The sequence below is a fragment of the Pseudomonas sp. B28(2017) genome (genome assembly GCF_002113025.1).
GTDB lineage: Bacteria > Pseudomonadota > Gammaproteobacteria > Pseudomonadales > Pseudomonadaceae > Aquipseudomonas.
Genome location: NZ_NEJH01000002.1, coordinates 811,564 through 837,271 on the forward strand (window position 1 = coordinate 811,564; position 25,708 = coordinate 837,271).

General features: G+C 61.0%; 20 protein-coding genes. 16 read left to right on the forward strand and 4 right to left on the reverse strand.

Translation table 11 applies throughout. From position 1 onward, the window contains the following. Positions 1–5 precede the first annotated feature (5 nt). From CAF65_RS08505 to CAF65_RS08545, 9 genes are all read left to right on the forward strand, one after another. Positions 6–1,454, forward strand: coding sequence for an alginate O-acetyltransferase (locus CAF65_RS08505; RefSeq protein ID WP_085715889.1), 1,449 nt, complete (start codon positions 6–8; stop codon positions 1,452–1,454). Positions 1,455–1,462: 8 nt separating this feature from the next. Next, positions 1,463–2,587 (forward strand): mannuronate-specific alginate lyase, encoded by a 1,125-nt coding sequence (locus tag CAF65_RS08510; RefSeq protein WP_085715890.1) that lies wholly within the window; start codon positions 1,463–1,465, stop codon positions 2,585–2,587. A gap of 133 nt (positions 2,588–2,720) precedes the next feature. Beyond that, positions 2,721–4,286: an MBOAT family protein gene (locus CAF65_RS08515; RefSeq protein ID WP_085715891.1), complete on the forward strand. Its 1,566-nt coding sequence runs from the start codon at positions 2,721–2,723 to the stop codon at positions 4,284–4,286. Positions 4,287–4,297: 11 nt separating this feature from the next. Then, positions 4,298–5,473, forward strand: coding sequence for an alginate O-acetyltransferase (locus CAF65_RS08520; protein ID WP_085715892.1), 1,176 nt, complete (start codon positions 4,298–4,300; stop codon positions 5,471–5,473). Between the two features lie 14 nt (positions 5,474–5,487). Continuing rightward, entirely contained in the window at positions 5,488–6,144 is a 657-nt protein-coding gene (locus tag CAF65_RS08525) for an alginate O-acetyltransferase AlgF (protein ID WP_085715893.1), read from the forward strand. A 239-nt stretch (positions 6,145–6,383) separates the two neighbouring features. Continuing rightward, on the forward strand, positions 6,384–7,835 hold the full coding sequence (locus CAF65_RS08530) for a mannose-1-phosphate guanylyltransferase/mannose-6-phosphate isomerase (RefSeq protein WP_085715894.1): 1,452 nt from the start codon (positions 6,384–6,386) through the stop codon (positions 7,833–7,835). A gap of 200 nt (positions 7,836–8,035) precedes the next feature. Next, positions 8,036–8,500, forward strand: a complete 465-nt coding sequence (locus tag CAF65_RS08535; protein WP_085715895.1) for a multidrug transporter — start codon at positions 8,036–8,038, stop codon at positions 8,498–8,500. A gap of 32 nt (positions 8,501–8,532) precedes the next feature. Next, positions 8,533–9,357 carry an SDR family oxidoreductase gene (locus tag CAF65_RS08540; protein ID WP_085715896.1) on the forward strand — a complete coding sequence of 275 codons (825 nt, stop codon included), beginning with the start codon at positions 8,533–8,535 and terminating at the stop codon, positions 9,355–9,357. Between the two features lie 74 nt (positions 9,358–9,431). Beyond that, on the forward strand, positions 9,432–9,821 hold the full coding sequence (locus CAF65_RS08545; protein WP_085715897.1) for a DUF4440 domain-containing protein: 390 nt from the start codon (positions 9,432–9,434) through the stop codon (positions 9,819–9,821). Positions 9,822–9,936: 115 nt separating this feature from the next. Here the strand turns inward: CAF65_RS08545 and CAF65_RS08550 are convergent, their stop codons facing one another. The 4 genes from CAF65_RS08550 to CAF65_RS08565 form a co-directional block, all read right to left on the reverse strand. Beyond that, positions 9,937–10,800, reverse strand: a complete 864-nt coding sequence (locus tag CAF65_RS08550; protein ID WP_085715898.1) for an HlyD family secretion protein — start codon at positions 10,798–10,800, stop codon at positions 9,937–9,939. Positions 10,801–10,810: 10 nt separating this feature from the next. Continuing rightward, positions 10,811–11,011: a DUF1656 domain-containing protein gene (locus tag CAF65_RS08555; protein WP_085715899.1), complete on the reverse strand. Its 201-nt coding sequence runs from the start codon at positions 11,009–11,011 to the stop codon at positions 10,811–10,813. Beyond that, on the reverse strand, positions 11,001–13,205 hold the full coding sequence (locus CAF65_RS08560) for an FUSC family protein (protein ID WP_085715900.1): 2,205 nt from the start codon (positions 13,203–13,205) through the stop codon (positions 11,001–11,003). Before CAF65_RS08560 ends, CAF65_RS08555 begins: the two co-directional genes overlap by 11 nt. Positions 13,206–13,344: 139 nt before the next feature. Further along, complete coding sequence (locus tag CAF65_RS08565) at positions 13,345–14,844, reverse strand: efflux transporter outer membrane subunit (RefSeq protein ID WP_085715901.1); 1,500 nt, start codon at positions 14,842–14,844, stop codon at positions 13,345–13,347. Between the two features lie 181 nt (positions 14,845–15,025). Between CAF65_RS08565 and CAF65_RS08570 the strand changes: the two genes are divergently transcribed. The 7 genes from CAF65_RS08570 (at position 15,026) to CAF65_RS08605 (ending at position 25,520) form a co-directional block, all read left to right on the forward strand. Next, the gene (locus tag CAF65_RS08570; protein ID WP_057395863.1) at positions 15,026–15,994 is read left to right on the forward strand and encodes a LysR family transcriptional regulator; all 969 of its coding nucleotides are present in this window, start codon (positions 15,026–15,028) and stop codon (positions 15,992–15,994) included. Between the two features lie 1,051 nt (positions 15,995–17,045). Beyond that, a complete protein-coding gene (locus CAF65_RS08580; RefSeq protein WP_085715903.1) occupies positions 17,046–18,206 on the forward strand; it encodes an efflux RND transporter periplasmic adaptor subunit in 1,161 nt (386 codons plus the stop codon). Further along, entirely contained in the window at positions 18,203–21,304 is a 3,102-nt protein-coding gene (locus CAF65_RS08585) for a multidrug efflux RND transporter permease subunit (RefSeq protein ID WP_085715904.1), read from the forward strand. Before CAF65_RS08580 ends, CAF65_RS08585 begins: the two co-directional genes overlap by 4 nt. A gap of 9 nt (positions 21,305–21,313) precedes the next feature. Next, positions 21,314–21,988 (forward strand): heavy metal response regulator transcription factor, encoded by a 675-nt coding sequence (locus CAF65_RS08590; RefSeq protein WP_085715905.1) that lies wholly within the window; start codon positions 21,314–21,316, stop codon positions 21,986–21,988. Between the two features lie 39 nt (positions 21,989–22,027). After that, positions 22,028–23,398, forward strand: coding sequence for a heavy metal sensor histidine kinase (locus CAF65_RS08595; RefSeq protein WP_085715906.1), 1,371 nt, complete (start codon positions 22,028–22,030; stop codon positions 23,396–23,398). Positions 23,399–23,545: 147 nt separating this feature from the next. Next, positions 23,546–23,770: a hypothetical protein gene (locus CAF65_RS08600; protein WP_085715907.1), complete on the forward strand. Its 225-nt coding sequence runs from the start codon at positions 23,546–23,548 to the stop codon at positions 23,768–23,770. Between the two features lie 247 nt (positions 23,771–24,017). Beyond that, the gene (locus CAF65_RS08605) at positions 24,018–25,520 is read left to right on the forward strand and encodes a sensor domain-containing diguanylate cyclase (RefSeq protein ID WP_085715908.1); all 1,503 of its coding nucleotides are present in this window, start codon (positions 24,018–24,020) and stop codon (positions 25,518–25,520) included. Positions 25,521–25,708 lie beyond the last annotated feature (188 nt).

Consider the following 25,708-nt stretch of genomic DNA (forward strand, 5'->3'; position numbering starts at 1 on the left):
ATCTTATGCACCCACACTTGATCAAATTACTCAGCCTGTCGGCCCTGACCGCCGGCATTCTCGCCGCCAGCAGCGGTGCGCGTGCCGATGAGGTCAAAGCGCCTGTCTTCACCGCAGAACCGTGCTGCAGCCTGTGCCCGGCCGCCCACGATGCGAAGAACTACACCACCCGTTATCAGCAGAACTTCACCACGCTGGTACAGGCCCAGGGCGACTGGCTGTTCCGCACCCAGGAAGACCTGCGCACCGAATTCGACACCACGCCTGCCGGCTACAAACGCATGAAACAACTGCACGATGCGTTCAAGAGTAAAGGCGTGGAACTGGTCATCGTGTACCAGCCGACCCGTGGCCTGGTGAACCGCAACAAGCTCAACCCGGCGGAGAAAGCCAGCTTCGACTTCGACAAGGCACTGCAGAACTACAAGACCATGCTCGGTCGTTTCGCACAGATGGGCTATGTCGTCCCGGACCTTTCGCCGCTGACCAACGAGTCGTTGCCCGACACCCTGCCCGCCCACGACTTCTACTTCCGTGGCGACCAGCACTGGACGCCGTACGGTGCCCAGCGCACGGCGAAGATCGTCGCCGAGAAGGTCAAGCAGTTGCCTGAATTCGCCGACATTCCCAAGCGCGAATTCGAGACCCACAAGTCGGGTCGCATGGGCAAGACCGGAACCCTGCACAACATGGCCGGTCAACTCTGTGGCACCAGCTACGCGATCCAGTACATGGATCAGTTCACCACCGAGCCGAAGGGCGAAGCGGGTGATGGCGATCTGTTCGGCGACTCCGGCAACCCGCAAATCACCCTCGTGGGCACCTCCCACAGCGGCAAGAACTACAACTTCGCCGGGTTCCTCGAAGAAGCCATCGGTGCCGACATTCTCAACGTGGCGTTCCCCGGCGGCGGCCTGGAAGGTTCGATGCTGCAGTACCTGGGCAGCGACGAGTTCCAGAAGAACCCGCCGAAGATTCTCATCTGGGAATTCTCACCGCTGTACCGCCTCGACCAGGAAACCATCTACCGCCAGATGATGGCGCTGCTGGACAACGGTTGCGAAGGCAAGGATGCACAGATGTCCGGCAGCGCCACGCTCAAGCCGGGCAAAAACGAGTTGATGGTCAACAGCAAAAACATGGACCTGCGCAACAGCAGCCACCAGGTCGACATCCGCTTCGCCGACACCTCGGTGAAAACCCTGCAAGCCACCCTCTGGTACATGAACGGTCGCCACGAGGACATCAAGATCGACAAACCGGAAACCTCCGAAACTGACGGGCGTTTCGCTTTCGAGTTACGCACGGATGAAGACTGGGCCTCGCAGAACCTGCTGGCCGTTGAAGTCCAGGGCCCCGAAGCCGGTGCCGCGCCTCAGAAAGTCGAAGCGAAAATCTGCAAACGCAACGTATTCCCGGGCGCCGAGCAGCGTACTGCTTCGGTCGGGCAATGAGGTCTGCTATGCGCTATCCGACAATTTCAACACTGTTGGCACCGACGCTCCTGAGCCTGGCGATGTTCGCCGGGGCCACGCAAGCGGCTGCGCCACTGCGACCACCCCAGGGCTATTTTGCGCCTGTGGATAAATTCAAGACGGGCGACAAAAGCGAAGGCTGCGATGCGATGCCGACGCCATACACCGGCTCGTTGCAATTTCGCAGCAAGTACGAAGGTTCGGACAAGGCCCGCGCGACCCTGAACGTGCAGTCGGAAAAAGCCTTCCGCGAGAGCACGGCCGACATCACCAAGATCGAGCGCGGCACCAGCAAGCGCGTAATGCAGTTCATGCGTGACGGTCGCCCGGAACAGCTGGAATGCACACTCGACTGGCTGACCGCCTGGGCCAAGGCCGACGCGCTGATGTCCAAGGACTTCAACCATACCGGCAAGTCGATGCGCAAATGGGCATTGGGCAGTATGGCTTCAGCGTATATCCGCCTGAAGTTTTCCGACTCCCACCCGCTGGCCACCCATCAACAACAAGCGCAGTTGATCGAAGCCTGGTTCAGCAGGATGGCTGATCAGGTGGTCAGCGATTGGGACAACCTGCCGCTCGACATGACCAACAACCACTCGTACTGGGCGGCGTGGTCGGTGATGGCCACCTCCGTCGCCACCAACCGTCGCGATCTGTTCGACTGGGCGGTGAAGGAATACAAGGTCGGCGCCAACCAGATCGACGCCGACGGTTACCTGCCCAACGAACTCAAGCGTCAGCAGCGGGCCCTGGCTTACCACAACTATGCCCTGCCGCCGCTGGCGATGATCGCCAGTTTCGCCCAGGTCAACGGCGTGGATCTGCGCCAGGAAAACAATGGCGCGCTCAAACGCCTGGGTGACCGGGTGCTGTCCGGGGTGAAAGACCCAGACCAATTCGAGCAGAAGAATGGCAAGGAACAGGACATGACCGACCTGAAAGAGGACATGAAATTCGCCTGGCTCGAACCGTTCTGCTCGCTCTACACCTGCTCGCCCGAAGTGCTGGCGAAGAAACACCAGATGCAGCCGTTCAAGACCTTCCGCCTCGGCGGTGACCTGACCAAGGTCTACGACCCGGCCAATGAAAAAGGCAACAAGGGTTCATAGAACAGATGCAATCCCCTGTGGGAGCGAGCCTGCTCGCTCCCACAGTGACGTGATGTTTGCCCTCCAGATTTCCTTGGGGGGTTTGGGGGGGCCGTTGGCCCTTGACTGTAGGTTCAAACAAGGAGAGATCGGGATGGTTTTCTCGTCCAACGTGTTCCTGTTTTTGTTCTTGCCGATCTTTCTCGGCCTGTACTACCTGAGCGGGCAACGCTATCGCAATTTGCTGCTGCTGATTGCCAGCTACGTGTTCTACGCCTGGTGGCGTGTGGACTTCCTCGCGCTGTTCGCCGGCGTCACGCTGTGGAACTACTGGATCGGCCTGAAAGTCGGTGCCGCCGGGGTCAGGACCAAACCGGCGCAGCGTTGGCTGCTGCTCGGCGTGGCCGTCGACCTGTGCATCCTCGGCTACTTCAAGTACGCCAACTTCGGCGTCGACAGCATCAACGCAATGATGACGTCGGTGGGTCTTTCGCCCTTCATCCTGACCCACGTGCTGCTGCCGATCGGGATCTCGTTCTACATCTTCGAGTCCATCAGCTACATCATCGACGTCTACCGTGGCGACACCCCGGCGACCCGCAATCTGATCGACTTCGCGGCGTTCGTGGCGATCTTCCCGCACCTGATTGCCGGTCCTGTGTTGCGTTTCCGTGATCTGGCCGACCAGTTCAACAACCGCACCCACACCCTCGACAAGTTCTCCGAGGGCTGCACACGGTTCATGCAGGGTTTCATCAAGAAAGTCTTCATCGCCGACACCCTGGCCGTCGTGGCTGACCACTGCTTCGCCCTGCAAAACCCGACCACGGGTGATGCCTGGCTCGGCGCCCTGGCGTACACCGCGCAGTTGTATTTCGACTTCTCCGGTTACAGCGACATGGCCATCGGCCTGGGCCTGATGATGGGTTTCCGCTTCATGGAAAACTTCAAGCAGCCGTATGTCAGCCAGTCGATCACCGAGTTCTGGCGGCGCTGGCACATCAGCCTGTCGACCTGGCTGCGTGACTACCTGTACATCACGCTGGGCGGTAACCGCAAAGGCACGCTGATGACCTATCGCAACCTGTTCCTGACCATGCTGCTCGGTGGTCTGTGGCACGGCGCGAACATCACTTACATCGTCTGGGGCGCCTGGCACGGTACCTGGCTGGCGATTGAAAAAGCCATCGGCCTGAACACCTCGCCGCGCAGTTTCAACCCGATCCGCTGGGCGCTGACCTTCCTGCTGGTAGTGATGGGCTGGGTGATCTTCCGCGCAGAAAACCTGCACGTCGCCGGACGCATGTACGGCGCGATGTTCAGCTTCAGTGACTGGTCGCTGTCGGAACTCAACCAGGCCAGCCTCACCGGCCTGCAAGTGGCAACACTGATCGTGGCTTACGTGACTTTGGCGTTCTTCGGCCTGCGCGACTTCTACACCCATCAGCCACCGGTCAAGACCAAGCCTGCCGTGAACGTCGACGCCGACGGCCCGGCCGCCGCTACAGCGGGAACGATCAAGGCCGTGCCTGGGGATAACCCGGCGAGCATCCATCAGCCTGGCTACACCGTCGGCGTCGAAGCCCAGGTGCAACCGGCCTACTGGACCGCTGACTGGTCGCGCTACGTGATGCGTGCGCTGGTGCTGCTGTTGTTCATCGCCTCGATTCTCAAACTCTCGGCGCAAAGCTTCTCGCCGTTCCTTTACTTCCAGTTCTGAGGGATCTGACCATGACCCGCTCATTACGTATCTTCTACATCGCGCTGTTCCTGGTGACCCTGCTGGTGCTCGGTCTGTGGTCGGTGCGCAGCTTCTTCGGCTTCAGCACCAACGCCGATGCGACGGTGCTCAACGGTCGCTGGTCCAAAGCCGTGGAAACGCACTACGACGACGAGTTCCCGATCAAGCGCCTGGGCACCAATCTTTGGGCCGCACTGGATTTCAAACTTTTCAACGAAGGTCGTCCGGGCGTGGTGCTCGGTCGCGACCAGTGGTTGTACAGCGATGAAGAATTCCACCCGGTAGTCAACGAAGAACTGAACCTGCAAGGCAACTACGCGCTGGTTGAAGGCGTGCGCCAGACGTTGAAGGAAAAAGGCGTGCAACTGGTGATGGCCGTGGTGCCAGCCAAGGTGCGCCTGTACCCGGAACACCTCGGTGAGGTGAAGCCGGCGAGCATCCACGCCAACCTCTACAAGGACTTCCACCAGCGCCTGGCCGCCGACCGGATTCCCGCCCCTGACCTGCTCGGCCCGCTGCAACAGGCCAAGCAGAATGGCCAGCAAGTGTTCCTGCGCACCGACACCCACTGGACCCCGGAAGGCGCCGAGATTGCTGCCAACCGTCTGGCCCAAACCATCGCCGACAAGTACCCGCTGAGCGGCGAGCCACAGCGCTTCGTCACCGAACCTGCGGAGAAAATCACCCACAAGGGCGACCTGCGTCTGTTCCTGCCGCTCGACCCGCTGTTCGAAAACCTGATGCCGGCGCAAGAGTCGCTGCAAAAACGCAACACCGTAGCAGCGGATGACCAGCCGGCCGGTGACGATGCCCTGTTCGCCAACACCGAAGTGCCGGTGGCCCTGATCGGCACCAGCTACAGCGCCAACCCCAACTGGAACTTCGTCGGCGCGCTCAAGCAAGCCCTGCACAGCGACGTAGTCAATTACGCCGAAGACGGCCACGGCCCGATTCTGCCGATGCTCAGCTACCTCAAAAGCGATGCCTTCAAGAACAGCCCGCCACAGGTGCTGATCTGGGAGTTTCCTGAACGATATCTGCCCGTGAACAACGAAATCGGCGACGCCGACCCGCAGTGGGTCGCAGAGCTTAAACAAGCCGGTGCGCGCCAACAAAACGTAGCCATCAACAACAAATCCGAGACGCCCGACCGGGCGCAAAACTGAAAGAGAGGTACACCATGACTTTCACTACAACTCCTCGTCGTCTCGCTAAAAGCTTTGCCCTGGTTGCCGGCCTCAGCGTGCTGTCGATACAGGCCTTCGCCGGTGGCGACGCAGCACTCTACGGCCCGACCGCACCGAAAGGCTCGACCTTCGTGCGCATCTACAACGCCAGCAACGCCGAAGTCAGCGCCACCGTCGGCAGCACCAACCTGAGTGATGTCGCACCACTGTCCAGCAGTGACTTCAGCTTCATGCCAGGCGGTGACTACAGCGCCAAGATCGGTAGCCAGACCCTGCCGGTGAAACTGGCCGGCGACCACTATTACACCCTGGTCAACAACGCCAGCGGCGCACCGCAACTGATCGAGGAGCCGCCGTTCAAGAACAAGCAGAAATCCCTGGTACGCGTACAGAACCTCAGCGACAAGACACTGACCCTGAAAACCGCCGACGGCAAGACCGACGTGGTCCCGAACGTGGCTGCAAAGGGCCGTGGCGAACGTGAAATCAACCCGGTGAAAGTCAGCCTGGCGCTCTATGACGGCGCGACCAAAGTCGGCGACGTGAAACCGGTCGCCCTGGAACGCGGCGAAGCCGCCGTGCTGTACGTCACCGGCAACGGCAGCAGCCTGTCGCCGGTCTGGGTGAAACGCCCGGTCTCGACGCGCTGATCAATTTTCCGGGCTGACCCATGTCCCCCTGTAGGAGCGAGCTTGCTCGCGAAAAACGCAAAGGCAACGCGTCTATCCAGACAGCCCGCGTTTTCGTTGACGTACATCGTCGGAACGCCGCCCGGAGCAAGCTCGCGCCTACAAGGGACCGAGGCGTCAGATCGGACACGGAACAAAAACAAGAGTGAAACGACACAAACGCGGTAGCTCTAACCAATCGATATTCAAGGAGTAACAACATGATTCCGGTGATCTTGTCAGGTGGTAGTGGCTCACGTCTTTGGCCGCTTTCCCGTAAGCAATTCCCCAAGCAGTTCCTGGCCCTGACCGGCGAACACACCCTCTTCCAGCAAACCCTGGAACGCCTGGTGTTCGAAGGCATGGACACACCTATCGTGGTCTGCAACAAAGACCACCGTTTCATCGTCAACGAGCAGTTGGCCGCGCGCAAACTGGAAACCCAGCGCATCCTGATGGAGCCGTTCGGTCGCAACACCGCGCCGGCCGTGGCCCTGACCGCGATGATGCTGGTCAACGAAGGTCGCGACGAGCTGATGCTGGTGCTGCCGGCCGACCACGTGCTGGAAGACCAGAAAGCCCTGCAACGCGCCCTGGCCCTGGCCACCGTCGCTGCCGAAAACGGCGAAATGGTGCTGTTCGGTGTGCCGGCCACCAAGCCGGAAACCGGTTATGGCTACATCAAATCGACCAACGACTCGCTGCTGCCTGAAGGCGTCAGCCGCGTCTCGCACTTCGTCGAAAAACCCGACGTGAAGCGCGCCACCGAGTTCGTCCAGTCCGGTGGTTACTTCTGGAACAGCGGCATGTTCCTGTTCCGCGCCAGCCGCTTCCTGGAAGAGCTGAAAAAGCACGATCCGGACATCTACGACACCTGCCTGCTGACCCTGGAACGCAGCAAGCAGGATGCCGATACCATCACCCTCGACGAAGCCACCTTCGCCTGCTGCCCGGACAATTCCATCGACTACTCTGTAATGGAAAAAACCCGACGCGCCTGCGTCGTGCCGCTGACCGCCGGCTGGAGCGATGTCGGCTGCTGGTCGTCGCTGTGGGAAGTCAATGAAAAAGACGCCAACGGCAACGTCAGCAAAGGCGACGTGGTGATCCAGGACAGCCGCAACTGCATGATCCACGGCAACGGCAAACTGGTGTCGGTGATCGGCCTGGAAAACATCGTCGTGGTCGAAACCAAGGACGCCATGATGATCGCCCACAAGGACAAGGTCCAAGGCGTGAAACAGATGGTCAACACCCTCAACGAACAGGGCCGCAGTGAAACCCAGAACCACTGCGAGGTCTACCGTCCGTGGGGCTCCTACGACTCGGTAGACATGGGCGGCCGCTTCCAGGTCAAGCACATCTCGGTCAAGCCGGGCGCGTGCCTGTCACTGCAGATGCACCACCACCGCGCCGAACACTGGATCGTCGTGAGCGGCACCGCCGAGGTGACCTGCGACGAGAACGTGTTCCTGCTGACCGAGAACCAGTCGACCTACATTCCGATTGCTTCGGTGCATCGTTTGCGTAACCCCGGGAAGATTCCGCTGGAGATCATCGAGGTGCAGTCGGGGAGTTATCTGGGTGAGGACGATATCGAGCGGTTTGAAGATATCTACGGGCGGTCGACGCCGGTCGAGCGTGGGGTTTCGGTGAAGACCATCGCGCAGTAAACATCTGTAAACCTTAAGCCCCCGATCCACCCGCTGCGTTCCCTATCCGCAGCGGGCTGGACCGGGGGCTTTTTTTGCCTGAAATTTGTGTTGCCCCGGCCTGCTCGCGATGGGGCCATTAGATTCACCACAAAAATCTCTCCCACCACTAACCTCCGCTAGGTACGATGGTCTTCTCCATCACCGAGGTCTGCGCCCCCATGTTCATCGGCGTCCTGCTGGTCATCACCTGGCTGGTCCTGTTGCTGCGCTATCCGGCCAAGGCCTTGCCTGTTTCCATGGCCGCCGCCGTGGGGCTGGGCATTGTCGCTACCTGGGTCATCTGGATGGACCACCGCGAACTCAAGCAACTGCAACGCCTGGAATTGCGCATCAGTTACGCGCCGCAGCAATGCCCCGCCGACCGCCCATTGCAATTGACCCTGAACAACGGCAATGACGTGCCGCTGACGGAACTGCGCTGGCGGGTCGCGGCTTATGCACCGGGCGACACGGTGAACCTGGCCGACAATCAATATACTGCCCCGCGTTATCGTGGCCCTGGCGAATTGCAGGCCGGTGGCAACTGGGAAGACTGCTTGCCGCTGCCGCCATTGCGCCCCGGCTACCGTCCGGAAAGCCTGGAGTTTCGCGCCGAGCGATTGCACGGTAGTTTTTCCGACTGATCCTTCCCCATTTTTTGCACAAGGAATGCGCCATGCCCGTTGCGTTGATTACCGGTTGTTCCAGCGGCATTGGCCGTGCCCTTGCCGATGCGTTCAAGGCCGCCGGCTATGAAGTCTGGGCCAGTGCCCGCAAGGCCGAAGATGTCGCGGCACTCACCGCCGCCGGTTTCACAGCCGTACAACTGGATGTCAACGATGCCGCGGCGCTCGAAGCCTTGAGCGAGCGAATCAACCAACAAACCGGTGGCCTCGATGTGCTGATCAACAACGCAGGATATGGCGCCATGGGGCCGCTGCTCGATGGTGGCGTGCCAGCCATGCAGCGCCAGTTCGAAACCAATGTGTTCGCCATCGTCGGTGTCACCCGCGCCTTGTTCCCTGTGCTGCGTCGGGCCAAGGGGCTGGTGGTGAATATCGGTAGCGTGTCCGGCGTACTGGTCACGCCCTTTGCCGGCGCCTACTGCGCCTCGAAGGCCGCCGTGCATGCCTTGAGCGATGCCTTGCGCATGGAACTGGCGCCGTTCGGCGTGCGGGTCATGGAAGTCCAGCCGGGGGCCATCGCTTCCAGTTTTGCCAAAAATGCCGGGCATGAAGCCGAGCAACTGATCAGTGAACAATCGCCGTGGTTTCCGCTGCGCGAAGGCATACGCGCCCGGGCCAGGGCTTCCCAGGACAAGCCGACTCCGGCCAGTGAGTTTGCTGCCGGATTGCTCAAGGCTGTGCAGCAGGCCAAACCGCCGCGGTTGCTTCGTCTCGGCAATGGCAGTCGCGCGTTGCCGCTGATGGCAAGTTTGCTGCCCAAGGGTTTGCTCGAATCCGGGCTGATGAGGCGGTTCGGGTTGCGTGGGCAGCTCTGAGACCGAGTCATCGTTCTTCGCGGGCTTGCCCGCGATGGCATCAGAACAGACACCACAGAATTTCAGGGAACAACATGACCGACTTCACCGAATACTTTGACGAAGTGATCCAGGCCCACGTGGCCATCGAAAAATGGCTGGCTGAGGAGCAGGATCCGTCCGGGCTAGACCACCTGCTGACCCGTTTTTCACCGCAGTTTTCCATGGTCTCGCCGCTCGGTCGGGTGCTGGATTTTGACGCGCTGAACGAATTGTTCACGTTGGCGGGCGGCAAGAAACTTGGGTTCCGCATCGAACTCAGCGAACTGCGTGGCATCGCCCTGCACGATACTGGCGCGACCGTGAGTTACCGCGAGCAACAGACCGATGCGACCGGACTGCACTCGGATCGTCGCTCGACCGTGGTGTTCGAGCAGGTGGATGGCAAGATCCTTTGGCGGCATTTGCAGGAGACGTTTTGCTGATCAACTGTAGGAGCGAGCCTGCTCGCGATGGACGTCAACGATAACGCAGGCATTCAGAAAGCACGCGTCGCTCTCAGGTTTTTCGCGAGCAGGCTCGCTCCTACAGGGGAATGGGTTAAGCACCATTGCCTTGCTTCACCACCACCGTACACGTAATCCCCGCCGCCAACAGCGCCCCCTCCGGCACTTCATCGATGTGAATTCGCACAGGAACACGCTGCGCCAACCGCACCCAGTTAAACGTCGGATTCACGTCAGCAATCAACTCACGGCTCTCCGGGTTGTCGCGGTCGTAGATGCCGCGCGAGATGCTTTCCACGTGGCCCTTGAGTACTTCACCGCTCATCAGTTGCATGTCGGCTTTATCACCCACGCGCACGTGGGGCAGCTTGGTTTCTTCGAAGAAGCCGTAGACCCAGAACGAGTTCATGTCGACCACGGCCATTTTCGCTTCGCCGATGCGTGCGTAGTCGCCGCGATGCACGTTGAGGTTGGTTACGTAGCCGTCCACCGCTGCGCGCACTTCAGTGCGTTTGAGATTGAGCTCGGCGGCTTCCAGTTGCGCCTGGGCCTGCTGGTAATCGGCCAGGGCCGAGTCGGCGAGATTACTGGCGTCGTCGCGGTTTTCCCGGGAGATCACCAGGTTGTCCATATCGGCGCGACGATGGGCATTGACCTTGCGCATCTCCCAGGTCGCCTTGCGCGATGCCACCAGGCTTTGCGCCTGTTTCACCGCGAGACGGTAGTGCTCGGGGTCGATCTGCATCAGCAAATCACCCTTCTTCACCAATTGGTTGTCGCGCACTGGCACGTCCACCACTTCGCCAGTGACGTCGGCGGCGACGTTGATGATGTCGGCCCGCACGCGGCCGTCACGGGTCCACGGCGTGTTCATGTAGTGCTCCCACAAGGATCGGCCGATCCAGAGCGCGAGGGCCAGCACCAACAGGGTCGCGAGCAGGCTGAAAAACTTTTTCATCAGGACGTTCTCAACGGTAGACAGTCAGCGCCATGGCGCCGAACAGACAGGTAAACAGACTCAGGCGCAGTAACGCCGGGTGCCAGAAGAAGCGGTACAGATCAAACCCGGAGAGGAAGCGGTCCAGTGCCCAGGCCAGTACCGCCGCAATGAAAAACATCAGGGTCATGGTCGGCATGTACACGCCGTGGAAGGCGATTTCACGAGGCATGTTCAAGTCCTTGTGGCTTGCCGCTGGCACTGGCATTCATGTAGCCAGCGAGCGGTGATTGCGGATCGAGCAGAGAGGTACGGATGAAGTGCAGGTAGCTCTTCACCCGGCGCAGCGCCGAGGTATCGAAGTGGGGAGCGAAGGGTTCGTCGGTGGACTGCACACGACTGATCGCGTGATCGACGGCGATCAGCGCGCGTTCGAGGTTGCTGCCGTTCGGTTGCAGGAACAGCCGCACCAATGCACGCCCCATCACCCGGATCGCCTGGCGCCATGGCTGGGATTCGGCATAGGCCGGATGCACCGGCAGTATCGCCTGCTCCTTGCGCAACTCGATGATCGCATGGCCGACTTCCAGCACCACGAACATCCAGCGCAGCAAGCCCCGCTGCACTTGCGGTTGCCCTGCCGCGAAGCCGTAGGCCTGATGTACCAGATCGCGGGTGCGGCTTTCGAAACTCGACGCCAGCCCCTTGAGTTTTCCGCTGATGGCGTACACCACCTGAGCGCGCAGGTCTTGCTCCAGCCGGCGCCACAACCACCGGCTGTTGGGCGGCAGAATGATCGCCCCGGCCGCTGCGCACACCAGCATGCCAAGGACCATGGCGATGTAGTCGTTGATGAAGGTGTAGGGGTTGTAGACCGTGAGGTTGTCCGGCACCGAGCCGGTGCTGAAAAAGATCAGCAAGCCCAGGCCGACGCCGACGTATTGCGGCCGCGAAGTCAGGAACGAGCCCAGTACGATCACCGGTGCGAGCATCACGCACAGCAACGCAAATCCATCGATCCACGGGAAGATGAAAAACATCTCGACGAAGCCGATCAGCGCCCCGAGCAATGTTCCGCACGCCATCTGAAAGGCCATGCGTTTCGGGTTCGGGGTGGCGGCAGACAAGCCCACGGTCGCGGCGGCGATCAGTGTCATGGTCGCCCCGCTCGGCCAGGCGGTTGCCACCCAATAGCTGCCCAATACCACCAGGATGAATGCTGCGCGAATCCCCGATGCTGCCGCTGCCATCCAGTTGGTTTGCGGTGTGAACGGCTCGTCCCAGCGCTCCCGCTCGTGACTGTGATCGGCCAGGGATGCGTGGGTCTGCGCGTAACCGTGCAGATCGTCGACGAAGCGATAGAGCAACTCGTACGCGGTATGGAAATCCAGTTGCTCGGCATCGCCAGGATTGCTCTGCTGGAACGTTGCCCGCAGACAGCGCACTCGTGCCGGCAAACCTTCCTTGTAGGCGCTCAGCACCATGACCAGACGCGCCGCATCGGCGCTGGTCAGGGCACGACCGCTGAAGCCGTCGAGCAACTCGGCGAGGTCCTGCAGACCCGGCTTGATTGCCGCCACCACGGTGTCCGCCGCGCTGCTGCGCAAGCGTTCGAGCAACTGGTGCAAGGCATTGAAGCGCGTGGTGATGCCCATGAACTCGCTGTTCAGGCGACTGAGCCGGCCATTGCGCCGACGCATGTGCGGGTCTTCAAAAACAGTGACGCTGCGCAAGCCTTCCAGGCCCACGGCTTCGGCGATGAAACGCACGTTACCGGCCTCGAATGCCTCACGCTGACTGCGTCCGCGCAAGCCATCGGTGACAAACAGGGCGAATACGCCAAAGCGCTGATACAAGGCATTGCGCATCGCCGCGCTAGCCGATTGCGGCAGGATGGCGGCACTGATCAGGGTCGAACAGAGAATGCCCAACGAGATTTCCAGCACCCGCCAGACCGCCGCCATGAACGCCCCCTCCGGATGGGCCAGCGCGGGCAAGCCGACCATCGCCGCGGTGTATCCGGCGAGGACGAAACCGTAGGCCCGGAAGTTGCGGCAGCGGGCGGCGCCGGCCGTGCAGATACCGACCCAGATCGCCAGCGAACCGAGGAACAGTTCAGTGTTCTGCGCAAACAGTGCAATCAACGCGACCATCACCGACGAGCCGGCCAGGGTGCCGAGAAAACGATAGAAACTCTTGGCGAACACATGACCGCTTTGCGGCTGCATGACGATGAACACGGTGATCATCGCCGTACGCGGTTGCGGCAGTTCCAGGCGCATGGCCAGCCACAGCGTCAGGAATGCCGCGAACAGCACCTTGAAAATGTAGACCCAGGTCACGCCGTCGCTGCGTGCCCAGTCGAAGAAGCCCCGGCGCCATTCCAGGGAATACAGCCAGCGCAAGGGTGCGGGCAAGGAAGTCATGAAATCCTGCTCAATAAATTCCAGTGAAAACCCGGAACCTGTGGGAGCGAGCCTGCTCGCGAAGAGGGAGTGTCAGTCAGCATAAATGTCGTCTGACACACCGCTTTCGCGAGCAGGCTCGCTCCCACAGATGTTGTGTTCAACGCAAAAGGCTCGGCGTTTTCGGCACTTGAGTCTGTTCGGCATTCGGCACGTCATTACCCGCACCGAGACCACCGCCCAACGCCGTCACCAGCTCGGCATGGGCGCTCAAGCGCGCCGCCTGAACCTGCTGCTGCACTTGCTGCTGCTTGAACAGCAGGGTCTGGGCGTTGAGCACGTTGAGGTAGTCGGTCAGGCCACGCTGGTAGGCGATCATGGCGATGTCGTAGGTCTTCTGCGCAGTGGCCACCGACTCGGCGGCGAAAACCTGCTGCTTGTCCATGGACTCGCGGCGGATCAACTGGTCAGAGATGTTTTTCAGGGCATTGACCAGGGTCTGGTTGTACTTGGCCACGGCGATGTCATACCCGGCCGAGGCTTCGCCCAATTCAGCGCGCAAACGTCCACCATCGAAGATCGGCAACGAAATCGCCGGACCCACGCTGTAGTTGAGCTTCTTGCCGGTCAAGAACTCCAGCGCCCCGCCGCCGGTGGCCATGTAGCCGAGGCTGCCGACCAGGTCGACGTTGGGGTAGAAACCGGCATGCGCGACATCGATGCCCCGGGCCTGCGCCGCCACTTGCCAGCGGCTGGCGACCACGTCCGGGCGCTGCCCGAGCAATTGCGCCGGCAACGAAGACGGCAGTTTCAGTGGTGCACCCAGCGACAGCGTGGGCCGCTGCAACTGCGCGCCCTCCCCCGGGCCCTTACCGGCGAGGGCGGCGAGCTGGTTGCGGCTCAAGGCGATTTCTTCGTCGAGAGCATCGATCTGGCGATGGGTTTCCGGCAACGGTGTTTCAGCCTGGCTGACTTCGAAATGCGTGCCGATGCCACCATTCAAACGCTTCTGCGCCAACTCAAGGATCTGCTGTTGCTGCTTCAGGGTCGCTTCGACGATGTCCCGCTGGGCGTAATGCAGCGAAAGCTCGATGTAGACCCGGACGATGTTGTCCTGCAATTCAAGCTGGGCCTGGCGGGCTTCAGCTGCTGTCATGTGCGCCATGTCCACGGCGCGCTCGGTGGCATTGCTTTCGCGGCCCCAGAGGTCGAGGGCATAACTGAAACCCAGCGCGGCGTTGTTGTCCCAGGTGGTGCTGTTGGCCAGCTCGCCGGGGCCATAGAACTGGTCGGTAGGCCAGTTGTGACGCTTGAGGGTGGACTCGCCATTGACCTGCAGCGACTCGGCCGCTTGCGCCACGCCGGCCATGGACCTGGCCTGACGTACCCGGGCGGCGGCCATGGCCAGGCTCGGGCTGCCTTGCAGGGCGAGGTCGATCCAGCGGTTCAGTTGCGGGTCGCCATAGGCCTGCCACCATTGCGCGGTGGGCCAGTGCGCATCTTGCACGGCGTTCTGGATCGCTTCGTCGGTGGCCAGTGAATCGGCCTCCAGCGCCTTGTCCTGCGGGGCAATACCTCCGGTTCCGATGCAGCCGCTGATTGCCAGGGTTAAAGCCAAAACACTGAGCGGCTGAAGCGCTCTGCTGATGCGACGCGGCACTGCTGCGATTTCCTGAGGTGGGGTGTACTTGAGGTGAGCGCAATTCTATGGGGCGGCCTGAAGGACGATAAGCCGGGATTCCTGTGAATCTTTGTTACCGTAAACGAGATAATCCTTAAGTCTGGGGTCTCAGACCCTGAAACTTCGTGTCACAATTTGCCATCGCACCCGAGAGCCCCCCATGGACACTTTGCAAAACATGCGCGCCTTCAGTTACGTGGCCGAAGCCGGCAGCTTCACCGCCGCCGCCATACAACTGGACACCACCACGGCCAACGTCTCGCGCGCGGTCTCCAACCTGGAAGCCCACCTGCAAACCCGCCTGCTCAATCGAACAACCCGTCGCATCGCCCTGACCGAAGCCGGCAAGCGCTACTTGCTGCGCTGCGAACAGATCCTGGCCTACGTCGAAGAGGCCGAAGCCGAAGCCAGCGACGCCCACGCCCGCCCGGCCGGGCAGCTGAAAGTGCACACCATGACCGGCATCGGCCAGCACTTCGTGATCGACGCCATCGCCCGCTACCGCAAGACCCACCCGGACGTGACCTTCGACCTGACCATGGCCAACCGCGTGCCGGACCTGCTCGACGAGGGTTACGACGTGTCCATCGTCCTCGCCCGCGAACTGCCGGATTCGGGTTTCGTCTCCCAGCGCCTGGGCATCACCTACAGCATCGTTTGCGCCTCGCCGGCCTACGTCAAAGCCAACGGCTGTGCACAAAAACCCAGCGACCTGCTCAACCACGCCTGCCTGCGCCTGGTCAGCCCGGTGATTCCACTGGAGAAATGGGCCTTCGACGGCCCCGATGGCCAGGAAATGGTCACCATCAACAGCTCACCGTTTCTGGTGAACTCCGCCGACGCGATGAAATCCGCGATCATCAGCGGCATGGGCGTTGGCGTCCTGCCGCTGTACGCCGCAATAGAAGGCCTGCGCAACGGAACGCTGGTGCGCGTGATGCCCAAATACCGCTCGCAGGAACTGAACCTGTACGCCATCTACCCGTCGCGCCAGTACCTGGACGCGAAGATCAAGACCTGGGTCGAGTATTTGCGTGGATCGTTGCCGGAATTGCTGGCCGCGCATCAGGCGGAATTGGCGGCGTATGAATTGAGCGGGAGTTTGGGTGGGGTTCGGGTGGCGAACTGAAAGTCGCTCGGCTGACAGATTGATACCTTGTGGGAGCGAGCCGGCTCGCGAAGGCTATGTGTTGAGTGACGTTTTCTGTGTACATATCCGTTTCTGCGGTCACGGCCACTAACGGTTCCGCTTTTACAGCGGGTTACTTGGAAAAGCCCCAAGTAACCAAGGGCTCTTGCCCCTTTCGTTCGGTGCCTCGCCAAGGCTCGGCATTCCCTCGCTCCGGTCCTGCTCCGTGGGCCCGCCGCGATCGGCCATCCCTGGCCGTACGCGGCTAACCCGGCATCCATGCCGGGTTGCCCACTGCGCAGAACCTGCGCTCGGCCTCTCGAGGGGACAAGAAGATCAAAAGCCAAAGCCAAAGCAAAAGCGAGGCGGCCTGCTGGCCGGCCTGATCGCGATTGAACGCGCTTCCCTGTAGGAGCGAGCTTGCTCCGGGCGGCGTTCCGACGAAAAACGCCGAGACACCGCGGGGATTCAGACAGCCCGCGTCATCGTTGACGACCATCGCGAGCAGGCTCGCTCCTACAGAAGAGCAGAGCAAAAGCAGAGCGGCGTACACCCACGCTCTTCACCACTCAACAGGCCGAGCGTTAGCTCGCCTGCCGCTCTTGATCTTGATCCACCCGCCCCCTCGGCAGGCTGAGTGGAGGTGTTCATCCGGGGAATGGCGCGTAGCGCCGTTCGACGCAGTCGAACTCATTGCATGTAGGTCGAGCGCAGCCGACCGGAGGGCAATGCCCCCGGATGGACACCGAAGCGAAGGAACCCCGAGCCCAGGCGAGGGGCCGTACGTAAGGGGCGAGACCTTTTGGTTCCTTTTGGCTGGGCCGGCACACCGGGCGTTTGCCAAAAGGGACTCGCCGTAAGGGCGAAACCCTAAGTCGCCGTTACCAAAGAAACGGATATGTACACGGTCAACCAAGAACATGGTCGGCCCAGAGGCCGCCAAAGCCAAACTGACAGCGCCGTCAGTTAGCCGTCACCCTCCTGACCGTCAAACAGGTTTATAAAGGAAAATACCCACCTACCGACCACCCAGCCCCGGCGCCCCACCCGCATGCGAATCCAGAAAAAACCCGCCCTGCTCGTCGCCCTTCTGATCGTCCTGGCAGCGCTGGGCCTGTGGTATGCCGCCAAACCGGCCAAGGCCAAGCTCGCCGCCCCCACCGCCATCCCCGTGCGAGTGATCGCCGTGGCAGAAAAAGACGTTCCACGCTACGTCAGCGGCATCGGTTCGGTGCTGTCCCTGCACAGCGTCGTGGTCCGTCCACAAATCGACGGCATTCTCACCAGACTGCTGGTCAAGGAAGGCCAACTGGTGAAAAAAGGTGATCTGCTGGCCACCATCGACGACCGGTCGATCCGCGCCAGTCTCGACCAGGCCCGAGCACAACTGGGCGAAAGCCAGGCGCAACTGCAAGTGGCGCAGGTCAACCTCAAGCGCTACAAATTGCTCAGCGTCGACGACGGGGTGTCCAAGCAGACCTACGATCAGCAACAGGCTCTGGTCAATCAACTCAAGGCCACCGCCCAAGGCAACCAGGCCTCGATTGATTCCGCCGAGGTACAGCTTTCCTACACACAAATACGCTCCCCGGTCAGCGGTCGTGTCGGTATTCGCACAGTCGACGAAGGCAACTTCCTGCGCATGAGCGACGCCCAAGGCCTGTTCACCGTGACCCAGATCGACCCCATCTCCGTGGAGTTCTCCCTGCCGCAGCAAATGCTGCCGACCTTGCAGGGCCTGATCAACGACCCACAGCACGCTCAGGTCAAGGCCTACATCGGCGCCGACACCGACGGCGAAACCGGCAACCTGCTCGGCGAAGGCCACCTGACCCTGATCGACAACCAGATCAACGCCAACACCGGCACCATCCGTGCCAAGGCCGAGTTCGACAATCCGGGGCAGAAGCTTTGGCCGGGCCTGCTGGTGACGGTAAAGATTCAGACAGCCCTGGACAAAGATGCGCTGGTGGTGCCGCCGACCGTCGTACAACGGGGCCTGGACCAGCACTTCGTGTACCGGGTCAATGGCGACAAAGTCGAAGCCGTGCAGGTGCAGATGGTCTATCAAGGCAGCGGCCAGGACATCATCAAAGGCGTGAAGCCCGGTGATGTGCTGGTCAGCGATGGTCAGTCGCGGCTCAAGCCCGGCGCCACCGTGCAAGTACTGACCGAACCGTCGCAAGTGGTGCAATCGGAGTCAGCGCAATGAAGGGCCACGGTTCGGTATCCGCCTGGTGCATCGACCACCCTGTGGCCACGGTCCTGCTGACGTTCGCCCTGGTGCTGTTGGGCGTCATCGCGTTTCCGCGCCTGCCGGTAGCGCCGTTGCCGGAGGCAGAGTTCCCGACCATCCAGGTGGCCGCGCAACTGCCCGGCGCCAGCCCGGAAACCATGGCTTCCTCGGTGGCCACGCCCCTTGAAGTGCAATTCAGCGCCATTCCCGGCGTGACCCAGATGACCTCGAGCAGTGCACTGGGCTCGACCAACCTGACCCTGCAATTCACCCTCGACAAGAGTATCGACACCGCCGCCCAGGAAGTGCAGGCGGCGATCAATACTGCCGCGGGCAAGCTGCCCAAGGACATGCCGAACCTGCCGACCTGGCGCAAGGTCAACCCGGCCGACAGCCCGGTGCTGATCCTCAGCGTCAACTCCTCGCTGATGCCCGGCCCGGAGCTCAGCGACCTGACGGAAACCCTGTTGGCCCGTCAGCTCAGCCAGGTCGACGGTGTAGGCCAGGTCGCCATCACCGGTCAGCAGCGTCCGGCGATCCGCGTCCAGGTTTCGGCGGACAAACTCGCGGCCATCGGCCTGACCCTCGCCGACATCCGCCTGGCGATCCAGCAGACCAGCCTCAACCTGGCCAAGGGTGCGCTGTACGGGGAGTCGAGCATCTCGACCCTGTCCACCAACGACCAGTTGTTCCATCCGGAGGACTACAGCCAGCTGATTGTTTCCTACAGGGACGGTGCACCAGTTCATCTGCGCGACGTCGCCAAAGTCGTCAACGGTTCGGAAGATGCCTACGTCCAGGCTTGGGCGGGCACACAACCGGGGGTCAACCTGGTGATCTTCCGTCAGCCGGGGGCCAACATCGTCGAAACCGTGGACCGCATCCAGGCCGCCTTGCCGGCGCTGGAAGCGATGCTCCCCGCCTCGGTGCAGGTCAAGACGCTGATCGACCGCACCCAGACCATCCGTGCCTCGCTGCATGAAGTGGAAATCACCCTGCTGATTGCAATCATGCTGGTGGTGGCGGTAATGGCGCTGTTCCTGCGCCAGTTGTCGGCAACATTGATTGTCTCGGCGGTGCTGGGGGTTTCTCTGACCGCCAGCTTTGCGCTGATGTACGTCATGGGATTCAGCCTGAACAACCTGACGCTGGTGGCGATCGTGGTGGCCGTGGGCTTTGTGGTCGACGATGCGATCGTGGTGGTGGAAAACATTCACCGGCACCTGGAGGCCGGCGACGGCATGCGCGAAGCGGCGATCAAGGGCGCGGGCGAGATCGGCTTCACGGTTGTCTCGATCAGTTTTTCGCTGGTGGCGGCGTTCATCCCGCTGCTGTTCATGGGGGGCGTGGTCGGACGGTTGTTCAAGGAATTCGCCCTGACCGCCACCTCGACCATCTTGATTTCCGTGGTGGTGTCGTTGACCCTGGCGCCGACTATGGCCGCGCTGTTCATGCGTGCGCCGGTGCATCATGCCCACGACAAACCGGGCTTTGGCGAGCGTCTGCTGGAATGGTACGAAAAAGGCCTGCGCCGCGCCCTCGCCCATCAGCGCTTGATGATCGGCGTGTTCTGCCTGTCACTGGGCCTGGCCGTTGCCGGATACATTCTGATCCCGAAAGGTTTCTTCCCGATCCAGGACACCGGTTTCGTCCTCGGCACCACCGAAGCCGCTGCCGACATCTCCTACGGCGACATGGTGAAAAAACACCTGGCAATGGCGGAAATCGTCGCCGCCGACCCTGCGGTGGAAACGTTCTCGCACTCGGTCGGGGTTTCCGGCAGCAACCAGACCATCGCCAACGGCCGCTTCTGGATCACCCTGAAAAAACGCAGCGACCGTGATGTCTCGGCCAGTCAGTTCATCGACCGGATTCGTCCGCAACTGATGAAAGTGCCGGGCATTGTGCTGTACCTGCGCGCCGGCCAGGACATCAACCTCAGCTCCGGCCCAAGCCGGGCCCAGTACCAATACGTACTCAAGAGCAACGACGGCGGCATACTCAGCACCTGGACCCAGCGCCTGACGGAAAAACTGCGCGCCAACCCGGCGTTCCGCGACATTTCCAATGATTTGCAACTGGGCGGCAGCATCACCCACATCAGCATCGACCGCAGTGCGGCGGCGCGTTTCGGCCTGACCGCCAGCGACGTCGACGAAGCCCTGTACGATGCATTCGGCCAGCGCCAGATCAACGAATTCCAGACCCAGGTCAATCAGTACAACGTGATTCTGGAGCTGGACACCAAACAGCGCGGCAAGGCCGAAAGCCTCAACTATTTCTACCTGCGCTCGCCCCTGAGCGGGCAAATGGTGCCGTTGTCAGCCCTGGCCAAATTCGATGCGCCGACCGTCGGCCCGCTGTCCATCGCCCATGACGGCATGTTCCCGGCCGCCAACCTGTCGTTCAACCTGGCGCCGGGTGTGGCATTGGGCGATGCGGTGATCATGCTCAACCAGGCCAAGGCCGATATCGGCATGCCGAGCGCCATCAGCGGCAATTTCCAGGGCGCGGCCCAGGCGTTCCAGAGTTCTCTGGCCAGCCAGCCGTGGCTGATTCTGGCGGCGCTGGTGGCGGTGTACATCATTCTCGGCGTGCTCTACGAGAGCTTCGTCCATCCGCTGACGATCATTTCCACCTTGCCCTCGGCGGGCCTCGGCGCGGTGATCATGCTGTGGATTTGCGGCCAGGACTTTTCGATCATGGCCTTGATCGGCCTGGTGTTGTTGATCGGTATCGTCAAGAAAAACGGCATCCTGATGATCGACTTCGCCCTCGAAGCGCAGCGCAATGCTGGATTGTCGCCTGAAGAGGCGATCTTCAAGGCCTGTCTCACGCGGTTCCGGCCGATCATCATGACCACCCTCGCCGCCCTGCTCGGCGCCCTGCCGCTGATGCTCGGCTACGGCACCGGCGCCGAGTTGCGCCAACCCCTGGGGATCGCGGTAGTCGGCGGCTTGCTGGTGAGCCAGGCCCTGACGCTGTTCACCACACCGGTCATATACTTGTGGCTGGAGCGGTTGTTTCACAGGCCCAAACCTTCGCCAGTGCCAGCGCTGGCGAGCACAGACTGAGGCAGGGTCATGCGCGTTCTGATTATCGAAGACGAGGAAAAAACTGCGGATTATCTACACCGCGGTCTGACGGAACAGGGTTACACCGTGGATCTGGCGCGGGACGGGGTCGAAGGCCTGCACCTGGCGCTGGAGAGCGACTACGCGGTGATCGTCCTCGACGTGATGTTGCCGGGCCTCGACGGCTTCGGCGTGTTGCGCGCCTTGCGTGCGCGCAAGCAAACCCCGGTGATCATGCTCACCGCCCGCGAACGTGTGGAAGATCGCATCAAGGGCCTGCGTGACGGCGCCGATGACTATCTGGGCAAACCGTTTTCCTTCCTTGAACTGGTGGCACGCCTGCAAGCGCTGACCCGGCGCAGCGGCGGCCATGAACCGGTGCAAGTGAGCATCGCCGACCTGTGGATAGATTTGATCAGCCGCAAGGCTACGCGTGGCGGTACACGGCTGGACCTGACCGCCAAGGAGTTCTCGCTGCTCAGTGTGCTGGCCCGCCGCCAGGGTGAAATCCTCTCGAAAACCGCCATCGCCGAAATGGTCTGGGACATCAATTTCGACAGTGACGCCAACGTCGTCGAAGTCGCGATCAAACGCCTGCGGGCCAAGCTCGACGGGCCGTTCGAGGAGAAACTGCTGCACACCATTCGCGGCATGGGTTATGTGCTGGAGAGCTGTGGTGTTTAGGGTAAGTCATCATTCATTTCCTGCGCCAGGAAATGAATGATGACCTACCCTCGCAATTCCATTGCCCTGCGTCTGAGCGGGATGTTCACGCTGGTGGCGTTATTGGTGTTTCTGTTGATCGGTTGGGCGCTGTACCAGCAGGTCGACAAGGGCCTTGGCCTGTTACCCGAAGCCGAGCTGGACGCGCGCTACAGCGTGCTCGAATCCACAGTCGGCCGTTACGGCACACCCGAGCATTGGGTGAAAATCAACAACAAGCTCAATCTGCTGAGCGAAGAAGACAAGCGCATCCGTTTCTGGATCATCAGCGGCGATCCACACTACGAATACGGCAACCTGAACCCACAGATCCGCGCCTTTGCCCAAGGGCCGCTGGGCACGCGCGACATGCAGTTGCCGGATCACCCGTATCCACTGAAAGTGCTGGTCAGCGAGTTCCCGGCCAAGGACCAGCGCCCACCGCTGCGCTTCATGATCGCCATCGATACCGAAACGTTTTTCCATACCCAGCATCAACTGCTGATCGCGCTGATCAGCCTGGCGATAGTCGGCGTGCTGCTGGCCTCGGCACTGGGTTACTGGGTGGCGCGGATCGGCCTCAAGCCGCTGATCAAACTGTCCCAGGAAGCCCAGCGCCTGGCCCCGCCGTTGCGCTCGGGGCGCTTGCGATTGTCACCGTTGCCGCCGGAACTCGATCAATTCGTCAGTTCGTTCAACTCGACCCTGGAACGGGTCGAGCAAGCGTACTCGCGCCTTGAATCGTTCAACGCAGACGTCGCCCACGAATTGCGCTCGCCACTGACCAACCTGATCGGCCAGACCCAGGTCGCATTGACCCGCGGACGCTCCGCCGAGCATTACTTCGAAGTGCTGCAATCGAACCTCGAAGAGCTTGAGCGACTGCGTTCGATCATCAACGACATGCTGTTCCTCGCCAGCGCCGACCAGGGCAGCAAGGCGACCAAACTCACCTCAACCTCACTGGCCGAAGAGGTGGCCACAACACTGGAATATCTGGATTTCATTCTCGAAGACGCTCAGGTCCGGGTTGAGGTCAGGGGTGACGCGCAAGTGCGCATCGAGATTGCCCATCTGCGCCGGGCGTTGATCAACCTGCTGAACAACGCGGTGCAGCACACCGCGCCCGGGCAGGTGATTCAGGTGCGCATTGAAGCCGCAGAACACCAGGTCAGCATCGGCGTCACCAACCCCGGTTCGCCGATTGCCCGTGAACACCTGCCACGGCTGTTCGAGCGTTTCTATCGGGTCGATGCTTCGCGCAGCAACAGCGGCAACAATCACGGCCTGGGGCTGGCCATCGTCAAGGCGATTGCATTGATGCATGGCGGCGATGTGTTCGTGCGCAGCGACCATGGGATGAATACGTTCGGGATTCATCTACCTGTTTGACGGCCCCCACGCCACAGTTAATGAGTACTCACCGATCTTTGCTTTTGCTGTAACAGTCCTTTCATGAATCCGCTCTTTTTCCCTTCGCCTCATATCCTTATCTTTGCCCGCACCAAACAGCACTTGCCAAGCAAGAAGGTTTTAAAGATGTCCAACAGTATGGGTATTGCCAGCGCTTTCGTTTTGTCCTCTTTGTTCCTCTCGCCATTGGCGATGGCTGAAGAATCGCAGACTTTCGTCGCGCATAACGCTGCACACTCTGCGGCGTTCGAAGAGCATCAGATCGAGATGACGGCCAAGGCTGCGCAAGATGCCCAGGCCCCGCAAGCATCCAGCACCCAGGCCCAGCCACGGGCCGAAAAAGACAGCTGATCCGTAACTGTCACACCTGTTTCCCTCGACACTTTTCATCGGCTCTTCCCTTTGAAAAGTTGTCCTCAAAGCCGCTGCTGTCAGCGGCTTTTTTTATCGTGGCGACTCAACCTTCATTGCAATTTCTGCAACGAAAGTCACTGACACCCACGCCATTGATCAATCGTTCGAGCAACAGAAGCGATTCACTCGGCTGCTACGTTTATGCAACTACGCTTACTACGTCCATCCAGCAGACGTCAGCCCTATGACCGCAAGCCGCACCCCACATATTCAAGGCCCACCCGGGCGACCGGAGATCATGGTGATCCTCGGCAGCACCCTGACCGTCATCTCGATCCTGTGCATCGTCACGTTCCTGCTGATCCGCGAACACGCCTATGCCCAGCAGACCGCCACACGCAGCGCAACCACCATTGCGCAGCTGATCGATGCCGATGTCCTGCGTACGGTCGAGCTCTATGATTTGACCTTGCAGGGCCTGATCGCCGCCGCCCAACGGGACGACCTGAAACAGGTATCACCGCAGATCCGTCATCTGGTGCTGTTCGACCGCTCCACCACCGCGCGCTACAAGGGCGACATCCTGCTGCTGGACAAGCACGGCGACGTGTTGGCCGACTCATCATTGATCGAACCGAAACCGGGCAACTTCGCTGACCGCGACTATTTCCTGGCCCATGTCTCCAATCGCGACACCGGCATGTTCATCAGCCGACCGTTCAAGCCGCGCTGCGACTGCGATGACAGCGACGAATGGCGCATCAGTTTCAGCCGACGCATTTCCTCACCCTCGGGTGAGTTTCTGGGGGTCGCGGTGGCGTCGATGCGCATGAGCTACTTCGATCAGCTGTTCAACAGCCTCGACATCGGCACCGGCAGTACGCTGGCCATCATCAACAATGACGGGATTCTCCTGGCGCAGAAACCGTACCGGGAACAAAACTCCATCGGTAAAAACTTCTCCAGCCGCCCCAACGTCGTACGCATGCTGCAGGAGCGAAGCGGTACCTTTGAAAGCGTATCGAGTGTCGACCATCAACGGCGCCTGTACACCTTTTCCCGAGTCGGCAACCTGCCGCTGACCGTCATCGTGGCCCTTTCCATCGATGAAGTGTTCGCCACCTGGAGCCGCACGGCCTATGTGATCAGCGGTGCTACCGGGGTTTTGTGCATCGGTTTGTTCTGGCTGACCTGGCTGCTCTGCCGCGAGCTGCGCCTGCGCCAATATGCCGAGCAGGAACTGGCGCAACTGGCGGCCACTGACGCCTTGACCGGCGTAGCCAACCGTCGATCCCTTGATCAGACGCTGCGCCATGAATGGTTTCGTGCACAGCGCAGCGGCAAGCCCTTGTCGTTGCTGATGATCGATGCCGATCATTTCAAGGCCTTCAATGACCGGCACGGGCATCAGGCCGGCGACGACGCCTTGCGGGCATTGGCCGAGGTCGTCCGCGCCAATGTCCATCGCCCGGCAGACCTGGTGGCGCGCTATGGTGGCGAGGAGTTTTCGGTGATTCTGGCGGAAACCGGCAGTGAAGGCGCGCGGCAGATCGCCGAACATATCCGTGAGGCGGTGCAAAAACTGCCGCTGGTGGATCCGGATGAGTCGCCGATGAGCGTCAGTATCGGCATTGCCACCTGGACGGCGGCCAGCGATATCAACCTGGAACAATTGCTGTTCAGTGCGGACAAGGCGTTGTATCAGGCCAAGGACGGGGGACGTAATCGGGTGGTGTGTGCCAAATAGGATTTTTACTGGATGGGCCGACGCCTTCGCGAGCAGGCTCGCTCCCACAAGGGAATGCAATCCTCTGTAGGAGCGAGCTTGCTCCGGGCGGCGTTCCGACGATGAGGCCAGCCCAGACACTGCAAACTTCAGGGCATAAAAAAAGGCCACCCGAAGGTAGCCTTTAAAAAACTAGAGAGGTTTTTTGC